We start from the raw sequence: 20468 nt of genomic DNA, 5'->3' as shown, positions 1-20468 counted from the left end.
TGTTGTATTTTTTCTTGTGCGGGGCTGGCGCCAGCCTCCGTCAGGAGGCTTCCATCACGTCGCGTTCCTCTTCTGCGCTCAGTTGCCTGGCGATAACGGTGGATGGCTGCCACGACTCGACACCGTGAATGACCGGTTTGTCCGCCAGAATCTGTTCAATGAGTTGTTGCTCGCGCAGACGTGCCGCCGCGATCGAACGCTCCTTGACGTGGCCGTAGCCGCGAATCGAATCCGGCAGGTTCGCCCATGCGACGAACGCCGACAGGTTGTCCGAGTTCAGTTTCGGTAACAGGCGTTGCAGGGTTTGCTCGTAGTCACTCAGCAAGCGACGTTCTTCGCGGCGCTCGGCGGAAAAGCCCAGCGGATCGAACCGGGTGTGACGCAACACTCGGCCCTTGGCCAGCACCTTCAGCAGCGGCAGAATCCAGCCGGAGAAAGCGACCTTTTTCGGCTCGCCGGTGCTTTCCTGCTTCTTGCGCAGCAGCGGCAAGGCAAAGTGGAATTTCAGGCGAATGCCACCGTCGAACCGAGCTTTGAGCGAGTCGGTGAAACTGCGGGTGGTGAGCAGCCGCGCAACTTCGTACTCGTCCTTGTAGGCCATCAGCTTGAACAGGTTGCGTGCCACTGCTTCGGTCAAGGCACTCTCATCACCGGCCGCCGGCAGCGCCCGCAGTTGCTCGATGACGTTGCGATAACGCGCCGCATACGCTGCGTTCTGATAGGCCGTCAGGAACTCGCTGCGGTTGTCGATCAGTTGCTCAAGGCTTTCGCGGCGGCCGCGCATGTCGCTGATGTCGCGGATCGCAATCGTCGACACGGCATCCACTGGCTGATCGAGATAAGGCGCGGCAAACGCCGGGTCCTGCGCCCACAACCGTCCCCAGGCGAAAGCCAGATGGTTGGCAACGGCGCTGCCGGCCAGATCGATGGCTTTCTGCAGTGCCGGCAGCGACACCGGCACCGTGCCCTTCTGCCAGGCGTAACCGAGCAACAACATGTTGGCCTGCAGCGGGCTGACCAGTGCGTTCGCCAACTGTCCGGCGTCCAGACTGTGGAACTGCTCGGCGCCGACCTTCTCTTTCAAAAACGCTTGTATCGCGTCGGTTTCAATATTCAGTTGCGTGTTACGCAGCATCGCACCGGTCTGGGTCAGCGCACTGTTGGCGATGACCACGGTTTTTTTCCGCCGCAGCGTTGCCAGTGCATCGTCTTCGCTGGCCACCACCAGATCGGCCGCGAGCAGCAGGTCGGCGCCGCCGATATCGATGCGATGCTGGTGCAGCGCATCGGCATGACCGGCCAGACGCACATGGCTCAACACCGCACCGCCCTTCTGCGCGAACCCGGTGAAATCGAGCACGCTGACGGCGCGGCCGTCGAGGTGGGCCGCCATGGCAATGGCCCGCGCCACGGTCACGACGCCGGTACCGCCGACACCGGCCAGAAGCATTTCATACGGCCTATCGAGCGACCGTGGTGCCTGCGGCAGCGCCAGCGCTTCGGCCCGCGCCAGCACTTCGGCGCTGTCGGCCAGTTTGCGCGGACGTTGCCGCGGTTTGCCGGTCACCGTCACGAAGCTTGGGCAGAACCCCTTGATGCACGACAGATCGGTATTGCACGAGTGCGGATCGATGCGGCGTTTGGCGCCGAACGGTGTTTGCACCGGGATCACCGACAGGCAGTTGGACTTGACCTGGCAATCGCCACAGCCTTCACAGACCGCTTCGTTGATCACCACTTCGGTCTTCACCAACGGCGCCGGCAATTGCTTCTTGCGTCGACGCCCTTCGACCGCGCAGACCTGATCGAAAATCAGCACGCTGACGCCACGGGTGTCGCGCAACTGCTGCTGCACTTGCTCGAGCTTTTCCCGGTGAAACACTTCGATGCCCTGAGGCAGGCTGTCATGCGCCTGATAGCGTTGCAGGTCGTCCGCCACCACCACGATTCGCTGGGCGCCTTCGGCCTTGAGCAGCTCGACGGCTTTTTTCACCGTCAGCTTGCCGTCGATAGGCTGGCCGCCGGTCATGGCCACCGCGTCGTTGTAGAGCAGTTTGTAGGTGATGGTCGCGCCGGCCGCGATAGCCTGCCGTACCGCGAGGAATCCGGAGTGGAAAAAGGTGCCGTCGCCAATGTTCTGAAAGATGTGCGGGGTCTGCACGAACGGCGCCTGCCCCAGCCAGTCGACCCCTTCCCCGCCCATCTGCACGCTGCCGGTGGTCGAGCGTTCGGGCATGCGTGCGGCCATGGCATGGCAGCCGATACCGAGCCGCGCTTCACTGCCCTTGGGCACTTGGGTCGAGGTGTTGTGCGGGCAACCCGAACACAGATAAGGCGTGCGGCGGATCCAGTCTTCGACCCGCGAAACGCAGGGCGTAAGCCAGAAATCCGGAAGGCTCGGTTCGATGCCCAGAGCTGGCAGGCGCTGCTGCAGCAGCGCGGCAATGCGCGACGGGCGCAGCTCTTCGTGATCGGAGATCAGCGCTGCGCCGTTTTCGTCGGTCTTGCCGATGATCACCGCACGCTGGTCGTGGGCAGCGTTGTAATACTTTTGCTTGAGCTGCTCTTCGACGATTGCCTGCTTCTCTTCGATGATCAGCACCTTGCCTGCCCGCTGGGTCCAGGCGTCCAGCACCGGCGACAGCGGATAAACCAGGTTGATCTTGAGCAATGCGACGCCGGCATTTTCCAGCTGTTCGAGGGAAATGCCACATTGCTGCAAGGCCTGACGTACATCGCCATAGGCCTTGCCGACCGCAGCGATGACCAGTGTCGGTTGTGCCGGCGCGGTGACCGCCGTGTCGATCGGGTTGGCCAGGGCAAAGGCCCGGGCGGCATCAAACTTGAAGGCAGTGCGGCGTTCGATCTGCATGCCCGGCAGATCCGGCCAGCGCCAGTGCAGACCGTCCGGTCCCGGATTGATCTCGGGGGTAACGAATTCGGGCAGCGGCGAGGACTCAACCGAAGTCGTTGCCTCGACCGTCTCGGTGATTGCCTTGAAACCCACCCACAAACCTGAGACACGTGACAGCGCCCAGCCCCACAGGCCGCAGCGTTCGTAGTCAGCCAGTCCCGCCGGGTGAATCACCGGCAAGCCCCAGGCGATCAGCGTGCGATCGGATTGGTGGGACATCGACGACGACACGCAACCGTGATCGTCGCCGGTAACCACCAGTACCCCGCCGTTGGGCGACGAGCCATAAGAACTGCCGTGTTTGATCGCGTCGCCGGATCGATCGACGCCCGGGCCCTTGCCGTACCACATGCCAAACACGCCGTCATACAGACGCTGCGGATCGGTTTCGACGCGCTGGGTGCCGATCAGGGCCGTTGCCGCCAGATCCTCGTTGATCGCCGGCAGAAAGCGGATGTTCGCGTTTTCCAGAACACTCTTGGCCTTGACCAGCTCCCGGTCCACGCCTCCCAGCGGCGAGCCGCGATAACCGCTGACGAATCCCGCGGTGCGAATGCCGTTGGATCGATCAAGGGCAGCCTGGGACAGCAGCAATCTCACCAGGGCCTGCTGGCCGCTGAGAAAGATGCGCTCGTTGGGCTGCGCGTGTTCCCGGCAGTACATCGAGCGGCTGTCATAGTTTTCGATCCGCGACAAGGTGGTTTGCGCCTCATCAGCGGCGAGTTTGTCGGGTTGCAGGCGTTGACGTTCTGAATCAATGGAATCCAAGTACACAGTTTCAAATCCTTATGAAAACTTCACATTGAATGTGCTTATTTGCGCACTACAGCAGAGGGTTGCATCAAAACTTTCGACCGCAACACGACGGTGATTTGGGCGATATGAATACCTGATCAGACGCGCAGAAAGACGCACTCGCACGGTTCCGCGACATCTCGGGAACACATCGAGTTATTTCAATCTTTCTTAATACTCAGCGCAGAACCCGGTACAAATCTTCAATTCCTTATGAAAACTTTACTTTAAACATACTTGTATGCTCACCAATGCAAGCACAACTCAGCCTCGCCATTTTGCACAGGCGATAGTTATGGAAAACACGCAAACAGTTGTTAACCACAAAATGATTGACTTGAGTTACTGCCCCATCAAATACAAGTAAAAAGTCTCAAATCCTTGTGAAAACCTTACTTTCAACGCACAGACCCGCACGGCCGAATGCGTCACCTGCGGCTTGGAAAACAAGCGAGTGCACAGGGGCTTTTCGGCTTTTTGAAAAGGAGATGTTCTCGGCTGAACCCACGAATTCCCGGGGTTCTATCGAATGATTGTCATGATTTTGACGACGTGACAATGACGTCGCGATTTCAGCCGCTGCACGATCCTGAGCTGCTCCCGGGCAAATGCCGGGGACGAGCTGATCGAGCCGAAATCGAAGCGGTTCCGATCCAATGGAATCCAGATACAAAGTTTCATTCCTTATGAAAACTTCACACGACCGTCCTGGTCGCTTTATTACGGCCGTTATAAAACGGCCAGCATCTCGGGCAAAAAATAGTAGGTTCGGAGCGCTCACCTTGTCAATCGCTGTAACAAACATTTAATGGTAAATCGCAGAATATGAACTATCTGGTTCACGCAATCATCACAGTGCATTGTCCGTGGCACGGCGCTCCAGGTTTTACAGTATCGAATCAGCTGTCCAACTTTTGAATTAACACACGGTCACTCTTCAATCGATTGCTCAATGCAAAACTTCGTCCATCGCCAGCAATTATCGGTTAGTCACGCAATGGCTCGGCAATATCATGCCCGCGCACTCTAAGACCAAAGTATTACTTTACATAAGCGGATAACAGGAAAAGCGCCTTTGCCCGTGCAACAACTTTCAAGGCGCCTGATGCTCACCGATGCCAAGCCGTTCTAGCGCAAAAAAAGACATTGATTACAGAATCGCTGCCCGACAGTGCTTGTGGTGTGGCAGGAAGTCAGCCTTTATCCTTGTCACCCCCGCCGTATCGCTGTCAGGAGTCAGTCCATGCCCCATGAAGGCAACCTGTTACAAGCCGCTGTCGTGTTTCTCTTCGCAGCCGTGCTCACCGTGCCTTTGGCCAAGCGTCTGCAATTGGGCGCGGTGCTCGGTTATCTGTTGGCGGGGGTGATCATCGGCCCGTCGGTGCTCGGCCTGATCGGCAATCCGCAGAGCGTTGCGCATATCTCGGAACTGGGCGTGGTGTTGCTGTTGTTCATCATCGGCCTTGAGCTGTCGCCACGCCGCTTGTGGGTGATGCGCAAGTCGGTGTTCGGCGTGGGCCTGGCGCAGGTTCTACTGACGGCGGCGGTGATCGGCGTGCTGGCGTTGTACGTGTTCGGTCAGCCACTGAACAGTGCGATTGTGTTGGGTCTTGGCCTGGCGCTGTCGTCCACGGCTTTCGGCCTGCAAAGTCTGGCCGAGCGCAAGGAACTGACCAGCCCCCATGGGCGGCTGGCGTTTGCGATTCTGCTGTTTCAGGACATCGCCGCGATCCCGTTGATCGCACTGGTGCCAATGCTCGCTGGCGGCGGCCACGAAACCAGCAGCGCGGGAAGCCTCAATCATGGTTTGCAGGTGCTCGGCGGGATCGCCGTGGTGGTGGTCGGCGGACGTTATCTGTTGCGCCCGGTGTTTCGCGTGGTGGCAAAAACCGGTCTGCCGGAAGTCTCCACCGCCACCGCATTGCTGGTGGTGATCGGCACGGCGTGGCTGATGGATCTGGTCGGCGTGTCGATGGCGCTCGGGGCTTTCCTCGCCGGCCTGCTGCTGGCGGATTCGGAATATCGGCATGAACTGGAAGCGCAGATCGAGCCGTTCAAGGGCCTGCTGCTCGGGCTGTTTTTCATCAGCGTCGGCATGGGCGCCAACCTCAGTCTGCTGCTCAGCGCACCGATCACCGTGTTGGGCCTGACGCTGCTGCTGATCGGCTTGAAGTTGCCGCTGCTGTTTGTGGTCGGGCGTCTGGCCGGCGGGCTGACCAAGGTCAGTGCGATTCGCCTCGGTATCGTGCTCGCGGCGGGTGGTGAATTTGCCTTTGTGGTGTTCAAGATCGGGCGCGATCAGGGCCTGTTCGAGCCGCGCCTGTATGACCTGCTGGTGCTGACCATCACCCTGTCGATGGCGTTGACGCCGTTGCTGCTGTTGATCTGTGCGCGACTGGTCAGCCCCAAGGTGCAGCCGGTGGAGGTGCCGGAGAAATTCCGCGAGATCGACACCGAGGCTCCGCGCGTGGTGATCGCCGGCATGGGTCGGATGGGCCAGATCGTGGCGCGGATTCTGCGCGCGCAGAACATCAAGTTCGTGGCGCTGGACACCTCGGTGGAAACCATCGAGTTGTCGCGCAGTTTTGGCGGTGTGCCGGTGTTCTATGGCGACCCGATGCGTCCGGAAATCCTCCATGCGGCGAAGGTCGGCGAGGCGGAGTATTTCGTGATTGCCACGGACGATCCGGAGACCAACATCAAGACGGCCGAGATCGTGCGCAAACTGTATCCGCACATGAAGATCATCGCCCGCGCACGTAACCGTCAGCACGTACACCGCTTGGTCGATGTCGGCGCCGAGCCGATTCGGGAAACCTACTATTCGAGTCTGGAGATGAGCCGCCGCACGCTGGTCGGCCTCGGTCTGACCCAGGCCCAGGCCGATGCGCGGATCAAGCGATTCAAGCACCACGACGAACAGGTGCTGGAAGCCCAGCACGCGGTCTACGACGATGCCGCCAAAGTCCTGCAGACCGCCCAGGAAGCCCGGGCGGAGCTGGCGCGGTTGTTCGAGTCGGACCAACTGGAAGAGGAAGCGCGCAAGGCCTGATCTCCTTGCACAGATCCAAGCTTCAGGCCTACAGCACTGACGCCTTCGCGGGCAAGCCCGCTCCCACAGGTTTTGTGAACGACCGAAAACCCTGTGGGAGCTGGCTTGCCAGCGAAGAGGCCTGCACATTCAACATCAATGTCACTGGGATCAGGCCAGCTCTAATTCACGCTCTTGCTTGACCGGCGCCACCTCAAACCGGTCCGCCAGGAACGGTGTGATATCCAGCGGCAGCGCTTCGTGGTTGACCAGTTTGTCCAGCAGCACCCCGGTAATCGCCGAAGTCAGGATGCCGGTGCGGAAGTGTCCGCAGGCATTCAGGTAACCCTCCACCCCACGCATCGGCCCGAGGATCGGCAGCTCATCCGGCGAACCCGGACGCAACCCGGCCCAGGTGCGCTTGAGATTGACGTCCTTGAGTTCCGGCAGGCAACGCACCGCGCCCTGCACCAGCCCGGCGATTTCCGGGTAGGTGGTGGTGACGTCGAAACCTTTGTCTTCGGTGGTGCTGCCGATCAGGATTTCGCCGTTGTCCTTCTGCGCCACATAGCAGTCGCTGGTGGTCAGGCAGCCGTTGAGGATTTTCGGCATGCGCTCGGTCAGCAGAATCTGGCCCTTGACCGGTTTCACCGGAATCCGCACACCGGTGGCCCACTCGCTCAAATCCGCCGCCCAGGCGCCGCCGGCATTGATCAGGGTCTTGCAGTGAAACACGCCCTCCTCGGCCGTCTGCACACCAGTCACGCGGCTGCCGTGGTGCAACACGCCAGTGACGTTGGTGTTGACGTAGATGTCGACGCCATTCTGCCGCGCGCCTTCCATGTAGGCATCGGCGAGTCGGAACGGGCTGACCTGGTGATCACAGAGAAACTCCAGCGCCCCCCGGGCCTCGTGGCTGACACTCGGTTCGGCTTCGCGCAGCGCCGCCTGATCGAGCCAGCGCACCTGATCGGCCAGATGCGGAATACAGCTGACAATGTGCTCGGCGTAGAGCCGGTCTTCGTCGTCATAAATGACGAATTTCAGCCCGGTCTTTTCGAACTTGAAATCCATCCCGTGTTTGTCCTTCAGCTCGCGGTGCAACGCCGGATACAGCGCGTTGGACTGCAAGGCGAAATCGAAGAACGACTCCGGCAGGATGTGCGGCGTGCTGGCGTCCACCGCCACCGCCGCGCCCTGGGTTTCGCGCTTGCGGTTGGCCGACATCATGCGGAAGAAAATCACCCCGCAGCCCAGCCCCACTGACTCGCCGATGGCCCACAAGCCACCGGCCGAAGCGCGGGTCGCGTTACCCGGGCGCTTGGCGTCGATCAGCGCGACCTTGAGACCTTCGCGCTTGGACAATTGATAGGCGCAGGACGCCCCGATCACGCCGCCGCCGGCAATGATCACGTCGTAGAACTTACTCATGGGAAGTGGCCTCCGTGCCGACGGACTGGAACGCGGAAAAAGGAATCGGATCGATCGGGAAGCGCGGGCGCAGCCAGCCGACGTCCTTGCGCCCGGTGGCCTGGCGCAGGCGGTCGCTGCAGTAGCCGACGCACATCCGTCCCTGACAATCGCCCATGCTGACGCGGGTGCGCATTTTCAGGCTGGCGATGTCCTGCACGCCCTGCTCCAGCGCCAGATCGATGTCGGCGCGGGTCGCGTGTTCACAGCGGCAGATCACCGTATCGGCGGCCGGCAAAGCGATCTGGCCGACGCCACGTTCGGTGTAGCGGTCGATGGCTGCACGGAAGCGCACGATGGATTTGAGTTTGCCCAGATAACGGTCGCGGCGTACCCGCGCCAGTTCTTCTTCGATCACTCCGCGTTGCAGCAGGATCGAGGTCGCCGCGATCTTGCCGGCGAGCATCGCCGCTTCACCGCCACGAATCCCGCCCATGTCACCGGCCAGGTGCACGTGCGGCTCGTTGCTTTGCTGCCAGTTGTTCGAGTTGGCGCGCAGGTAGCCGTCGTCGCTGAAACCGTGATCGAGGCCCATCTGCTGACTGAGTTGCGTGCGCGGGATGAAGCCGTAACCGACCGCCAGGGTCTGGGCTTCGAAGCGCTCGATCTGAGTCAGATCAGGTTCCCAACTGGCTGAATACGGCGCGACAGTGACGCTCTTCAGCTCGCCTTCGCCGTGCGCTTCGACCACGCCCCAGCCGTAGTTCATCGGGATACCGTGCAGTTTCAGATACGCGAGCATGCTCAGGCCGTCGAGGAACAGCTGCGGTTTGTTCAGCAGCGCCAGGCTTTCGCGGGCGATCTTGCCGAAAGCGCAGGCTTCATACACGCCCGCGACCTTGACCCCGGACGCGTGCAACTGCGTCGCCACCAGCGGCAGCAGCGGCCCGGTGCCGGCGATGATCACCGGCCCTTGCGGCTTGACCACGCCACTTTTGATTTGCAGCTGCAGGCCGCCGAGCATGATCACCCCCGGCAGGGTCCAGCCGGGGAACGGCACGCTGCGCTCGTGGCAACCGGCAGCCAGGAGCAATTGCGGGTACGCGATCTCGTGCAGTTGCTCATCGCCGTCGAGCACCACCAGTGCGCGGGTGCCTTCGGCGCCGACCACGCGGTGATTGAGGCGCACATCGATCAGCCCGGATTGCTCCTGGAAATCACCGTGCAGTTTGTTCAGCGCTTCGGAATAGCGCGGCCCCAGATAATCCAGTTGCACGCCGTCACGCAGCGGCCCGCGATAGACCACGCCGCCAAGGCGCGAGGCTTCTTCGAGCAAGGTGCAGCGCACACCGTGGCGTGCCAGTTCAATGGCCGCCGCCATCCCCGCCGGACCACCGCCGACGATCACCGGTTGCAGGCTCATACGACCTCCTGCTCGTTGATGCGGTTGACCTGGGTTTCAATCTGCATACCGTCGCGCACCACGGTCTGACAGGCGCGGCGCTTGTGGCGACCGTTGATTTTCACCAGGCAGCACTGGCACACGCCCATGCCGCAGTAGGCGCCGCTGATCTGGTTGTGATCGTTGCGTGCGACCTGACGCACGCCGAGGGACTGAATGACGCTGAGGACGGTTTCGCCGATGGCCGCGGTGACCGGTTGGCCGTTGATGTGGACGGTCATATCCGCCTGGGTCAGGGGCTGGATATCGAAGGTGCGTTCTAGGCAGTGCATTACGATGTTCATCCGTGAAAAGGTTCAGGGGTAAGTGTTACGTCAGCTCCTTGCTGCTCTACACCGTGCGGCCCGTTTAATTGTTGGTTCGGGGCGGGCTCGCGGGTACTTCGTCAGCGCAGCAAAGTGCGCGTGAAGCACTGTAGTTCATACCTCAGCAAAGGCCTGGATCATTTACGTTAGGCGAAGTTGCCGGCGCAAATATTGATCCAGGCCAGTGAAAGTGGTCGGATTGTTCAACGATTCAGTTGGAGAAGACAAACTGGCCCTTGATCTTCTTCGACCCCATGAAACCGAGGTCGGGAAACAGCAGGTTTTTCACCCAGGCGACGAAAAACACCATGGCCAGCGTCGTCACCACGCCGATGATCACCGACACCGGGTCTTCGGCGTAATCCTTGAACATCTGTGGCACCTGGCTGATCGACAGCAACGTGTACACGGTGTAGGTCTGCGCCGAGTTGCGATAAAAACCCCAGGCGAACAATAGCGAAATCCCCCCGGCGAGCAATCCGAGGAAGATTGCAAAACCGGCGCTGATCGTCAGTCCCAGAAAATAGCCGCCCACCAGCCCGAACAACGCCTGCGCGTAGATCAGCCCGAGCAGTATCTTGATCTTGCCGGCATGCCGCTCGAGCAATTGCGGATCCGGGCGTGAGCCGATCCAGTAGGCCAGCACCTTGTCCTTGACCGCGCCACCAGACAACGCCTTGAAGGTCTCGGTTTTCGAGCGCCCGGCCTCCAGCATCTGCATTGCCTGACGTTTGATTTCCTTCTTGTCCAACGTGCTTTTCCTTAAGTAGAGAGATCCCGGGATGGAGCGTTGCGCTCCAGCCGCCAATTCTCGCCTTGTTGAACCCCGGAAAGCAAAAAGCCGCTTTCACCGTGAAGTGAAAGCGGCCGAGGCATGAACCTCAATAGAGCATCTGGATCAGTGTACGAACAGGGCGATCAGGATGATGATCGGGATCGGCACACCGAGGAAAAACAGTAGTAGAGAGCGCATGGTGATTCTCCTTGTTTAACGAACTGGAGGCAGTGTGGTGGTGGCGGTGTAGGTCTCGACTTCGACGTACTCCACCGCATCCCGACGACGACCGCCGTAAGTGGCGGCGAGGCTGGCGAAGAACGCACCGGCCAACAGCGCGATGAATGTCCACAACGAAGTCCAGGCAGCGACTTTGGCGGCGGTATCGGCAGCTTGCTGAGCCTTGACCTTGGCATCGGCGATGGCTTTCTGAGTACGGGCATACACGTCATCGACACGTTTCTCGGCGTCGGCCTGACTCAGGTTGGTCCGTTGCGCAACCAGTTGTGCGAGGTAGGTGCGGTCTTCAGGGCTGAGCTGACCATTGGACAGGCTCTGCACGAAGATCCGGGCCACAGCGCCATGGGCGGCGTCATCGCTGACGGACGCCGGACGATCATCCCGGAACAGGCTGTCGATGAAATACCCGTACTGATTGCTGTCGGTGTTGGCCGCTGCGGTACCGGCAGCCTGAGTCATCGCGCTAGCTGCGCCACCGGCGACACTGGCACCGGCCTGAACGCCACCGCTGATCACACTGCTGACCGAGCCGATCACCAGCACTGCAGTAACCAATGTGGCAACACACCAGGAGAGGAAGCCATGGGCGGTATCACGGAAATACACCTCATCACCGTGCATGTTTGCCCACTTCACGCGCAGGCGACCGGCGATGTAACCACCGAGACCCGAGGCAATGATTTGCGTCGCCGCCAGCCAGGCAATCGTGGAAATCCCCAGGCTCTTGGCGCTGACGCCCTCTCCGGCCCAAGGTGAAACGGCAGAGAATCCCAAACCGAAACCAAGCAGCACCAAAATCATCGACAGTGCTGCGGCCGCCGCTGCGCCCGCGAAAATCGCGCCCCAGGACACGCCTGACACGTTGCTCGACTCTCCTTCGAAGGCAGGATAAAACCCATCAGAGGATCTATTCATTGTTGTAGTGCTCCAGGCATGAAAAATGGTGTTACAACTCGTCATCGGAGGAATTGCAGCGACCGTGCCATTTGCCAACTTTAAATAAATCGTTAAATTTCAATCAGTTAAAAAGAATGAACTTCCTAAGACCATGCAATTTGCAATAACAGGCTAAAAGCAGCGGGTTTTATGCATTGGCACAAAGGGCTGTCATTTGCGCTTGTAGCTTTTGTTTCCGCTGGGTGTCAGGCAATACACTCCGCCACGCGGGCCGGTGCAGAAAGAGCCGCTACCGCAGGTGCAGCCATCGTCACTCTGCAAAAATTGCTGAGGACGTGCCTGGCCCTTGATTCCGAACATAGCGGCGCAGCTTTTCTTCGAGCCGCTGATGGAGCCGTCATTGCACAGGAACAGATCGCCGTCGCAGCGATCGATACCGCCCTTCTTCCCGGAGCACGGCGTATTGGCGGCCAGGGTTGCTGTGCTCAGCAGCACCAGCAACAAACCGGTAGTTGGCATCCAGCCACGGCGAATAAAAGTACGCACTGAACCACTCCTGTTGGAAATTGTGGCCAGATGATATCAATGTTCCCGAAAATAATTCCGCAGCCTTGGCAAATGGCGGCTAAAACATGAAAGTTAATTTAAAGCGTTACGGAAAATACTTGGCAAAATGCTGCCATTCCGTTTGAACCGATCAAGGCCTGCTCTATGACTCGTATTTTGACCATCGAAGACGACGCCGTGACTGCCCGTGAAATCGTTGCCGAACTCAGCAGCCACGGCCTGGAAGTGGATTGGGTCGACAATGGCCGCGAAGGCCTGGACCGTGCCGTCAGCGGCAACTACGACCTGATCACCCTCGACCGCATGCTGCCGGAACTCGATGGCCTGGCCATCGTTACCACGCTGCGGACCATGGGCGTGGCCACGCCGATTCTGATGATCAGCGCGCTCTCCGATGTCGATGAACGTGTGCGCGGCTTGCGCGCCGGCGGCGATGACTACCTGACCAAGCCGTTCGCCACCGATGAGATGGCCGCGCGCGTAGAGGTGCTGCTGCGCCGCCAGAACAGCGTCGCCACTCAGGCCACCACGTTGCAGGTCGCCGACCTCGAACTGGACTTGATCAGCCACGAAGCGCGCCGCGCCGAGCAGGTGCTGACGCTGCTGCCGACCGAGTACAAGCTGCTGGAATTCCTCATGCGCAACAGCGGCCAGATCCTGTCGCGGATGATGATTTTCGAAGAAGTCTGGGGTTATCACTTCGACCCGGGCACCAATCTGATCGACGTACACATCGGTCGTCTGCGCAAGAAGATCGACGCGGCCGGCAATGTCCCGCTGATTCGCACGGTACGGGGCTCGGGTTATGTCATTGCCGAACCCGTCTGACGGCTGGCGCTCCTCCAGCAGCCGCTTGCTGGCGCTGTACAGTTCGCTGTTCGTGGCCTGGAGCGCGATCCTCATGGGGGTCATGTATTTCGAGGTTTCCGGCTACCTCGACAACCTCGCCAAACATTCGCTGATGCAACGTCAGCATCTGTTTTCGCACTTTCGCGGTGAGCAACTGGAAGAAGCGCTCGCCGCGAGCATGACCTTCGACATCCGCGGTATCGATGCCTATGGCCTGTTCGACGCCCAAGGCGTTTATCTCGGCGGTGCCTTGCAACAGTTGCCCGAAGGCCTGCCGCTGGATGGCAAGATCCACACCCTGGATGACTGCGCCGATTCCGACGACCCGACCCTGCCCGCTGACAGCTGCGACGCGGTGGCAACCCAGACCCGCGACGGTCGCTGGCTGGTGTTGCTGCGCGATAACGGTTCGTTGTTCGCCGTGACGCGGATCATTCTGCACGCGTTGTTCTGGGGTGTGTCGCTGACGATCCTGCCGGGGATTGCCGGTTGGCATCTGCTGCGCCGTCGTCCGATGCGGCGGATTCGGGCGATTCAGGACAGCGCCCAGGCGATTGTGGCCGGCGACCTGACTCACCGCTTGCCGCTGTCCAATCGCCGCGACGAACTGGACATGCTCGCCGCCATCGTCAACGCCATGCTCGATCGCATCGAGCGGCTGATGCATGAAGTCAAAGGCGTGTGCGACAACATCGCCCACGACTTGCGCACCCCGCTGACGCGTTTGCGCGCGCAGTTGTATCGCATGCAGCAACAGGCCGGTGAAGGTTCACAGGAGGCGGCGCAACTGGATCTGGTGCTGGCCGAGGCGGATACGCTGATGGCGCGGTTTCGCGGATTGCTGCGGATTTCCGAGCTGGAAGACCGTCAACGGCGCTCAGGATTTGTCGAGCTCGATCCGGTGCAACTGCTCGAAGAACTGCATGAGTTCTACCTGCCACTGGCCGAGGAAGGCGAACTGCTGTTCGTGCTGAACATGCCGGAAACCCTGCCCCCGTTGAACGGCGACCGGGCGTTGCTGTTCGAGGCGCTGGCGAATCTGCTGAGCAACTCGATCAAGTTCACCCCGGCGGGCGGCACGGTGATTTTGCGTGGCGTGAATGATGGCGGGCATACGCGAATCGAGGTCCACGATTCCGGGCCGGGGATCCCCGAGGCCGAGCGTGAGGCGGTATTTCAGCGCTTCTATCGGGCCGAGGGCGGGCAACCGCAGAGTGGTTTTGGCCTTGGTTTGTCGATTGTGGCGGCGATTGTCAGCCTGCATGGCTTCAGTCTTGAGGTCGGCAGCAGTGAGCTGGGGGGCGCGAAGCTGGTGCTGGATTGTCGGCAGAGTCTGATTTCGCAATCCTGAGAATCACCGCGATGCAATGTAGGAGTGAGCCTGCTCGCGATGCCGGTGAATCAGCCAACATATTTGTTGTATGACTCACCGCTATCGCGAGCAGGCTCACTCCTACAATCCGTGGTCCTGCAAACAATGTGATCCTCTGTGGGAGCGGGCTTGCTCGCGAAGGCGTCGGGTCAGTCGACATCTTTATTGGATGACTCTCCGCATTCGCGAGCAAGCCCGCTCCCACATTCAGATCTTTGTCAGATCAGGCCGGGTAATTGGCCCGCAGCGCCTCAAGGCCACCCTGATAGATGCCGTTGAACAGCGCCACCACTTCTTCCTCGCTCACGCCCTTGGCGTTGAAGCGTCCCGACCACGTCACCCGGGCGCCCTGCCCCTGGGCTTCGACCTTGATCGTCGCCAGGTAATCAGTCGCCGGAAACGGCGCCTGTTCGATCGAATAGCTGTAGGTCTTTGCGCCGTTATCGAACGCTTGCAGACGCTCGATCACCACGCCGCCATCAGCGGTTTGCAGGGTGCGCACACGCCCGCCTTCACTCAGCTCACTCTTGGGAATGAACGGCAGCCAGTCCGGCAGCGTGTTGAAGCCGCCAATCAATTGCCAGACCTGATCGGCCGAGGCCGGGATGTCGATCGTTGCTGATGCAGTTGCCATAAATAAAGGTTCTCCAGAAGAGTTCGGGTTCAGATCGCCATGCTGTCGACGACGCCGCCATCGACCCGCAGGGCCGCGCCCGTGGTGGCCGAGGACAGCGGCGAAGCGATGTAAGTGACCAGATGTGCGACTTCTGCGACATCGGCCACGCGCTGGATGATCGAAGTCGGACGCGCCTTGCGCACAAAGGCATCGGCCTCATCGCGCAGGCTGCGACCGGACTCGGCAGCGGCGTCCTTGAGCATGTTTTCCAGGCCATCGGTGAAGGTCGGCCCCGGCAGGATCGCATTGACCGTCACGCCAGTGCCAGCCAGACGTTTGGCCAGGCCATGGGACACCGCGAGATTGGCGCTTTTGGTCACGCCATAGTTGAGCATATCGGCCGGGGTTGCCACGCCGGATTCCGAAGACAGGAAGATCACTCGGCCCCAGCCCTGCTCGACCATTGCCGGCACGTAATGCCGCGACAGGCGCACACCGGAAATCACGTTGACCTCGTAGAAGCGCGTCCACTCGCTGTCCGGCGTGTCGAAGAAATCCACCGCGTCGAAAATCCCCAGGTTGTTCACCAGGATGTCCGCACGGGGTTCGGCAGCGAACAATTTTTCCGCGCCTTCGGCAGTGCCCAGATCGGCCGTCAGACCGCGCAGTTGCGCACCCGGTACCTTCTGCCGAATGCTCGCCAGCGCCTGATCGACCTTGGCCGTTTCGCGCCCGATCACCACCACCGTGGCGCCGGCTTCGGCCAGCGACTGACTGATGCCCAGACCAATACCGGCGGTGCTGCCGCTGACGATCGCCAGTTTTCCACTCAGATCTATTTTCATGCTTTCACCTCATCGATTGGCAACGGTGCACGTTCGGACACCAGTTTTGCGTCACGCATGGCCTGCCAGAAACCGGCGGGAATCAGCGCCGACAATGCCGCGATATCTTCAGCAATGCGCCCCGGTTTGCTCGCACCCGGAATCACCGCAGCAACGGCGGGATTGGCCAGCGAGAATTGCAGGGCTGCCGCTTTTACATCGACGTTAAAAGTAGCGGCGATACGTTTGATCTGCTCGACTTTGGCGATGACCTGCGCGCTGGCCTTCTGGTATTCGAAGTGCGCGCCGCCGGCCAGGATCCCCGAGCTGTAAGGGCCGCCGACCACGATCTCGACGTTCTGCGCCCGTGCCGAATCCATCAGGCGTTGTAGCGCACGTTCGTGATCGAGCAAGGTGTAGCGCCCGGCAAGCAGGAAGCCATCGGGTTGCGCTTCCGTCAGGTCGAGCGTCAGTTCGCACGGCTCGACCTTGTTCACACCCAGGCCCCAGCCCTTGATCACGCCTTCTTCGCGCAGTCGGGTCAGCACTTTGAACGCGCCGGTGCGGGCCTGATTGAAGTATTCCAGCCATTGATCGCCATAGAAGTCCTGGGCGATGTCATGGACCCAGACGATGTCGAGGCGATCAGTCTGCAGGCGCTTGAGGCTGTCTTCGATCGAGCGCAGCGTGGCGTCAGCGCTGTAGTCGTTGACGATCCTGTTCGGGCGACCGTGTTCGAACACGCCGCTTTTTTCGCCCAGATCGCGAGCGGCTGCATCTTCCACTTCATCGAGAATCACTCGGCCGACCTTGGTGCTGAGCACATAGTCATCGCGCCGGTACTGTTTAAGCGCCTCACCCAGGCGGATTTCCGACAGGCCCGAGCCGTAGAACGGCGCGGTGTCGAAGTAGCGCACGCCGGCATCCCACGCGGCATGCACGGTGGCTTGCGCTTCGTCTTCCGGGATGGCGCGGAACATGTTGCCCAGCGGTGCGGTGCCGAAGCCGAGCTGGCCGGGCAGTTTGTCTTTCAAGCTCATTGAATTGTCCTCACAGGTGTCTGGGTCGGTGTGACCGTTGAGCAGATCGTAGATTGCGACACCGAGACCGTCCAAGACATAATGCGCAGCACTTGAGTCCCTATAGGTCTGACATGATCGACATCCGCCAGTTGCGCTACTTCGTTGCCGTCGCCGAAGAAGAACACGTCGGCCGCGCTGCCGAACGGCTGCATATTTCCCAGTCGCCGCTGAGCCGACAGATTGCCCAGCTCGAAGAACGCCTGGGCCTGACCCTGTTCGAGCGCAGCCAGCAGCGCATCCGTCTGACCCGCGATGGCCAGACCTTTCTCGCCGAGACCCGCGCCCTGCTGACCCACGCCAGTCGCCTGGAATCCCTTGGCAAACGCCTGGGCCGGGGCGAAGAAGGCGGGTTGTGCATCGGCTATAGCGAGAACGCCATGCACGCCGGGGTGCTGCCCAATGCCCTGCGGGTGTTGCGGGTCGATCGGCCGAATGTGCATGTCGCGCTGTACAACCTGAGTTCCGCGGAGCAACTTGAAGGCCTGCGTCAGCGGAGCCTCGATATCGCCTTGGTGAGTGAGCCGCCGAGCGACGACGACCCGGATCTGCAGGGTTTTCAGGTGCTCGACGATCCGATGCTGCTGGCTTTGCCGGAACAGCACCCGCTAGCCCGATACACCGCGCTGCGCCCGGAAGATCTGGCCGATCAGGAATGGATCGGCGTGCAATCGCGTCAGGGCGCGAACAATGAGTTTGTGAGTGCCTGCATCCGCGCCGGGTTCACTCCGGATGTGCGCATGCAGGCTACCGAGCCGTTCACCGCGCTGGGACTGGTGGCGTCCGGGCTGGGGATCGCGATGATCCAGAAAGGCCTGAGCCACAACGCCCCGCCCGGCGTAATACTGCGGGAAGTGCCATGGCTGGCATTTACCACACCGCTGTGGGCGGCGTGGCACCGGATCAACCTGCGACCATTGGTGGAGACCTTTCGCAAGGTCCTGACCGACCCAGTCCCCTACGACCATCACACACTCCCCTGTGGCAGCCAGCCTGCGGGCGATAGCGTAGGCAGATCCAGCATCACTGTCGGCTGACAGTCCGCATTCGCGAGCAAGCCCGCTCCCACCGGGGATTGTCGGTGGATCAGGGATTTTCGGCTGGCCGCGATCAAGGGTGGGAGTGGGCTTGCTCACGAAGGGGTCGGTACATTCAGCATTGATGTCAGCTGACCTGACGCCTTCGCGAGCAGGCGAAGGCCTGCGGGGAGTCGGTGGCGATCTACACTCAGGTGATCAGCTATCGACGTGAGGTGCCCATGAAGATGTCTGTGCAAATGATCGTGGTCACAGTGCTGGCCACCCTTGCCTACCTGGCGCTGGCGGTCTGGGGCATCGGCGGGCCGGCGGTGTTCTTTGCGCATGGGGCGCTGGTGCTGGTGGCGCTGGCCACGGTGCTGATGGTGGTGGCGTCGCTGTTCACCGATGTGAACATGAGCTCGGGCGAGCGCGAGGATCGGGCCAATCGTTGGGTGATTCCAGCGTTCGGGGTGATTGGGCTGGTCAGCGGATTTCTCCCGGCGTACTGCGACCGCATCGACTTCTGGACCTTCGGCGCTGAAGGCGTGCGCTGGCTCGGCGCGTTACTGTTTATCGTCGGTGGTGCGCTGCGGCTGTGGCCGGTGTTTGTCCTGGGCCGGCGGTTCAGCGGGTTGGTGGCGATTCAACCGGGGCATCGGTTGGTCACTGACGGCATTTACACGCGCCTGCGCAATCCAAGCTATCTGGGTCTGGTGGTCAACGCCGTGGGTTGGGCGCTGGCGTTTCGCTCCAGCGTCGGGTTGATTCTGGCGGCGCTGACGTTGATCCCGCTGATCGCGCGCATCCACTCGGAAGAGGCGCTGCTGCGCGGGCAATTTGGCGCTGAGTATGAGGCTTACTGCGCGCGTAGCTGGCGGTTGTTGCCGGGGGTTTACTGACGCTATCGCCAACAGGCTGGCTGCGACATCGATCCAGTGTGGGAGCGGGCTTGCTCGCGAAGGCGCAGGATCAGTCGACATCACTTGCAACTGACCGAGCGCTTTCGCGAGCAAGCCCGCTCCCACAGGGTGGACTGTGTTGTGTCAGGTTATTTGCAGGTGTAATTGACCGTCACTGTCGACAGCGATGCTCAGCGACTCATAACTGTCGAGGGTCGCGTGGCGGGTTTCGAGCGGATGCTGGTGCGTCGTGGTGACGATCATCAGTGCCGCCCCGGCAGCTTCAGCGGCCTGAATACCGACGGCGGCGTCTTCGAAAACCAGGCAATCAGTTGGCTCAAGCCCGAGGCGTTTCGCCGCCAGACGATAACCGGCCGGATCAGGCTTGCCGGCCGTCACATCCTCAGCCGTGATCATCACCGCAGGCTCGGGAATCCCCGCCGCCGCCATTCGCCGCAACGCCAGATCCCGTGGTGCCGAGGTCACCATCGCCCAGCGCTCCCTTGGCAAGGCATCGAGAAACGCCACTGCTCCGGGAATCGGCACAATGCCATCGACATCGTCGATTTCTGCCTGGGCGATGAACGCGGCTTGCGCCTCGGCGTCCACACCCGGCAGGTTCAGCCGGCGGACGGTATCAATGGCGCGGGCACCGTGAATGGTCGGCAGGAAAGTCTCGACATCAACTCCGTGGCGCTCAGCCCACGCCGCCCAGACTCGCTCGGCAGCAGCGATGGAATTGAGGACGGTGCCGTCCATGTCGAACAGGAACGCGCCGAACGCGCGATCGAAGACGTTATCGTGAGCAGACAAAAGGTCGCATCCTTTGACAAGACTGGGCGGATTGGCCGGGCAATGTAGCATTTTTGCCCGGCGATTCGACCCGCCGCTTCAATGCAGACGCGGCGCCTTGGACTTGAACGCGCTGTCGACGCAGTCGAGCAACTGGCCGATGGCCCAGGGCTTTTTGATGAACGCCACCGGATGCTTGACCCCGGAAGTCTCGGGGGTTTCATAACCGGACATGACCATCACCGGTTTGTCCGGCCAGCGCTCGCCGACCAGATTGGCCAGCCCCGCCCCGTTGATTTCACCGGGCATGGTGATATCGGTGAGCAGCAGCGCCACTTCGGGCGCGTGCTTTTCCAGATACAGCTTGGCTGCATCCGCGCTGGTTTGCGGCTCGACCTTGAAACCTTCCTCCTGAAGAATTTCGCAGAGAAACTCCAGAATCAACGGGTCATCCTCAACCACCAGAATCAACCCGTCAGGAAGGTGCGCGCTCGCCGTCGGTGTTGGACTCATGAACTGGCACTCCCTGAATTGCATTAACGATTTAGCGGCTTGTTTCCGCTGCTTATCTGGTATGAGCGGCGCGCCCTGCATAAATTCATTTTTGATACAGGTCTTTTCT

At 60.8% G+C, this 20468-nt stretch carries 17 protein-coding genes and 1 pseudogene; 6 read left to right on the top strand and 12 right to left on the bottom strand.

Annotated features, from left to right (window positions below):
• Positions 1-40: 40 nt before the first annotated feature.
• Positions 41-3688 (bottom strand): indolepyruvate ferredoxin oxidoreductase family protein, encoded by a 3648-nt coding sequence (locus tag ACVHNU_RS07650; RefSeq protein ID WP_473019350.1) that lies wholly within the window; start codon positions 3686-3688, stop codon positions 41-43.
• Positions 3689-4952: 1264 nt separating this feature from the next.
• Between ACVHNU_RS07650 and ACVHNU_RS07645 the strand changes: the two genes are divergently transcribed.
• Positions 4953-6761 carry a monovalent cation:proton antiporter-2 (CPA2) family protein gene (locus ACVHNU_RS07645; RefSeq protein WP_003223951.1) on the top strand — a complete coding sequence of 603 codons (1809 nt, stop codon included), beginning with the start codon at positions 4953-4955 and terminating at the stop codon, positions 6759-6761.
• Between the two features lie 150 nt (positions 6762-6911).
• Here ACVHNU_RS07645 and hcnC read toward each other — a convergent pair whose 3' ends face one another.
• From hcnC to ACVHNU_RS07615, 6 genes are all read right to left on the bottom strand, one after another.
• The gene (hcnC, locus tag ACVHNU_RS07640; protein WP_103484693.1) at positions 6912-8171 is read right to left on the bottom strand and encodes a cyanide-forming glycine dehydrogenase subunit HcnC; all 1260 of its coding nucleotides are present in this window, start codon (positions 8169-8171) and stop codon (positions 6912-6914) included.
• On the bottom strand, positions 8164-9573 hold the full coding sequence (gene hcnB, locus ACVHNU_RS07635; protein ID WP_473019349.1) for a cyanide-forming glycine dehydrogenase subunit HcnB: 1410 nt from the start codon (positions 9571-9573) through the stop codon (positions 8164-8166). The genes hcnC and hcnB overlap by 8 nt, the downstream gene beginning before the upstream one ends.
• Positions 9570-9884 (bottom strand): cyanide-forming glycine dehydrogenase subunit HcnA, encoded by a 315-nt coding sequence (gene hcnA / locus ACVHNU_RS07630; protein ID WP_047602019.1) that lies wholly within the window; start codon positions 9882-9884, stop codon positions 9570-9572. Before hcnA ends, hcnB begins: the two co-directional genes overlap by 4 nt.
• A gap of 244 nt (positions 9885-10128) precedes the next feature.
• Positions 10129-10668: a hypothetical protein gene (locus ACVHNU_RS07625; protein WP_473019348.1), complete on the bottom strand. Its 540-nt coding sequence runs from the start codon at positions 10666-10668 to the stop codon at positions 10129-10131.
• 237 nt (positions 10669-10905) lie between these two features.
• Entirely contained in the window at positions 10906-11847 is a 942-nt protein-coding gene (locus ACVHNU_RS07620) for a hypothetical protein (protein ID WP_473019347.1), read from the bottom strand.
• A 192-nt stretch (positions 11848-12039) separates the two neighbouring features.
• Entirely contained in the window at positions 12040-12375 is a 336-nt protein-coding gene (locus ACVHNU_RS07615) for a YdcA family protein (RefSeq protein WP_400506940.1), read from the bottom strand.
• A 165-nt stretch (positions 12376-12540) separates the two neighbouring features.
• On the opposite strand from ACVHNU_RS07615, the gene ACVHNU_RS07610 reads away from it, so the two are divergent.
• The 3 genes and pseudogenes from ACVHNU_RS07610 to ACVHNU_RS07600 form a co-directional block, all read left to right on the top strand.
• Positions 12541-13224, top strand: a complete 684-nt coding sequence (locus ACVHNU_RS07610; protein WP_003223938.1) for a response regulator transcription factor — start codon at positions 12541-12543, stop codon at positions 13222-13224.
• Positions 13202-14596: a sensor histidine kinase gene (locus ACVHNU_RS07605; RefSeq protein ID WP_103484695.1), complete on the top strand. Its 1395-nt coding sequence runs from the start codon at positions 13202-13204 to the stop codon at positions 14594-14596. The genes ACVHNU_RS07610 and ACVHNU_RS07605 overlap by 23 nt, the downstream gene beginning before the upstream one ends.
• Positions 14597-14734: 138 nt before the next feature.
• Positions 14735-14821 (top strand): annotated as a pseudogene (locus ACVHNU_RS07600) (metal ABC transporter ATP-binding protein); the annotation flags it as partial.
• A 19-nt stretch (positions 14822-14840) separates the two neighbouring features.
• Here the strand turns inward: ACVHNU_RS07600 and ACVHNU_RS07595 are convergent.
• The 3 genes from ACVHNU_RS07595 to ACVHNU_RS07585 are packed head-to-tail and all read right to left on the bottom strand — an operon-like array spanning position 14841 to position 17097.
• Positions 14841-15251: an SRPBCC family protein gene (locus tag ACVHNU_RS07595; protein WP_103520255.1), complete on the bottom strand. Its 411-nt coding sequence runs from the start codon at positions 15249-15251 to the stop codon at positions 14841-14843.
• 29 nt (positions 15252-15280) lie between these two features.
• On the bottom strand, positions 15281-16078 hold the full coding sequence (locus ACVHNU_RS07590) for an SDR family NAD(P)-dependent oxidoreductase (protein WP_103484697.1): 798 nt from the start codon (positions 16076-16078) through the stop codon (positions 15281-15283).
• Positions 16075-17097, bottom strand: a complete 1023-nt coding sequence (locus ACVHNU_RS07585) for an aldo/keto reductase (protein ID WP_473019346.1) — start codon at positions 17095-17097, stop codon at positions 16075-16077. Before ACVHNU_RS07585 ends, ACVHNU_RS07590 begins: the two co-directional genes overlap by 4 nt.
• Positions 17098-17210: 113 nt before the next feature.
• Between ACVHNU_RS07585 and ACVHNU_RS07580 the strand changes: the two genes are divergently transcribed.
• Both ACVHNU_RS07580 and ACVHNU_RS07575 read left to right on the top strand, forming a co-directional pair.
• A complete protein-coding gene (locus tag ACVHNU_RS07580; RefSeq protein WP_473019345.1) occupies positions 17211-18173 on the top strand; it encodes a LysR substrate-binding domain-containing protein in 963 nt (320 codons plus the stop codon).
• Positions 18174-18394: 221 nt separating this feature from the next.
• On the top strand, positions 18395-19054 hold the full coding sequence (locus ACVHNU_RS07575; RefSeq protein WP_473019344.1) for a methyltransferase family protein: 660 nt from the start codon (positions 18395-18397) through the stop codon (positions 19052-19054).
• A 144-nt stretch (positions 19055-19198) separates the two neighbouring features.
• On the opposite strand, the gene ACVHNU_RS07570 is transcribed toward ACVHNU_RS07575, so the two are convergent.
• Together ACVHNU_RS07570 and ACVHNU_RS07565 are read right to left on the bottom strand one after the other, a co-directional pair.
• Positions 19199-19867 carry an HAD-IA family hydrolase gene (locus ACVHNU_RS07570; protein WP_473019343.1) on the bottom strand — a complete coding sequence of 223 codons (669 nt, stop codon included), beginning with the start codon at positions 19865-19867 and terminating at the stop codon, positions 19199-19201.
• Positions 19868-19945: 78 nt separating this feature from the next.
• Positions 19946-20359, bottom strand: coding sequence for a response regulator (locus ACVHNU_RS07565; RefSeq protein WP_003223923.1), 414 nt, complete (start codon positions 20357-20359; stop codon positions 19946-19948).
• Positions 20360-20468: the final 109 nt, after the last annotated feature.

This window comes from Pseudomonas sp. Ors-4-3C, from assembly GCF_055755035.1.
The sequence above is the reverse complement of the archived record's forward strand: the minus strand, read 5'-3'. Positions and strand labels throughout refer to the sequence as shown.